The 1,328-nt window shown below is 56.8% G+C and carries 1 rRNA gene (cut by a window edge); it reads left to right on the top strand.

Going from position 1 to position 1,328, the window contains the following annotated elements:
* Positions 1-59: 59 nt before the first annotated feature.
* A 23S ribosomal RNA gene (locus tag PV343_RS40110) occupies positions 60-1,328 on the top strand; it runs 1,924 nt beyond the window's last position.

Raw genomic sequence — 1,328 nt, 5'->3', positions numbered from 1 at the left:
TCGGGGTGATGGGTGGCTGGTCGTTGTTTGAGAACTGCACAGTGGACGCGAGCATCTGTGGCCAAGTTTTTAAGGGCGCACGGTGGATGCCTTGGCACCAGGAACCGATGAAGGACGTGGGAGGCCGCGATAGTCCCCGGGGAGTCGTCAACCAGGCTTTGATCCGGGGGTTTCCGAATGGGGAAACCCGGCAGTCGTCATGGGCTGTCACCCACTGCTGAACACATAGGCAGTGTGGAGGGAACGAGGGGAAGTGAAACATCTCAGTACCCTCAGGAAGAGAAAACAACCGTGATTCCGGGAGTAGTGGCGAGCGAAACCGGATGAGGCCAAACCGTATGCGTGTGAGACCCGGCAGGGGTTGCGCATGCGGGGTTGTGGGATCTCTCTTTCACAGTCTGCCGGCTGTGAGACGAGTCAGAAACCGTTGATGTAGACGAAGGACATGCGAAAGGTCCGGCGTAGAGGGTAAGACCCCCGTAGTCGAAACGTCAGCGGCTCGTTTGAGAGACACCCAAGTAGCACGGGGCCCGAGAAATCCCGTGTGAATCTGGCGGGACCACCCGCTAAGCCTAAATATTCCCTGGTGACCGATAGCGGATAGTACCGTGAGGGAATGGTGAAAAGTACCGCGGGAGCGGAGTGAAATAGTACCTGAAACCGTGTGCCTACAAGCCGTGGGAGCGTCGGATACAGCTTGCTGTATCTCGTGACTGCGTGCCTTTTGAAGAATGAGCCTGCGAGTTTGCGGTGTGTTGCGAGGTTAACCCGTGTGGGGAAGCCGTAGCGAAAGCGAGTCCGAATAGGGCGATTCAGTAGCACGCTCAAGACCCGAAGCGGAGTGATCTAGCCATGGGCAGGTTGAAGCGGAGGTAAGACTTCGTGGAGGACCGAACCCACCAGGGTTGAAAACCTGGGGGATGACCTGTGGTTAGGGGTGAAAGGCCAATCAAACTCCGTGATAGCTGGTTCTCCCCGAAATGCATTTAGGTGCAGCGTCGTGTGTTTCTTGCCGGAGGTAGAGCACTGGATAGGCGATGGGCCCTACCGGGTTACTGACCTTAGCCAAACTCCGAATGCCGGTAAGTGAGAGCGCGGCAGTGAGACTGTGGGGGATAAGCTCCATGGTCGAGAGGGAAACAGCCCAGAGCATCGACTAAGGCCCCTAAGCGTACGCTAAGTGGGAAAGGATGTGGAGTCGCACAGACAACCAGGAGGTTGGCTTAGAAGCAGCCACCCTTGAAAGAGTGCGTAATAGCTCACTGGTCTAGTGATTCCGCGCCGACAATGTAGCGGGGCTCAAGCGTACCGCCGAAGTCGTGTCATTT

The organism is Streptomyces sp. WI03-4A (assembly GCF_033792105.1).
Classification (GTDB): Bacteria; Actinomycetota; Actinomycetes; order Streptomycetales; family Streptomycetaceae; genus Streptomyces; species Streptomyces collinus_A.
This window is presented reverse-complemented; position numbering and strand designations above follow the sequence as displayed.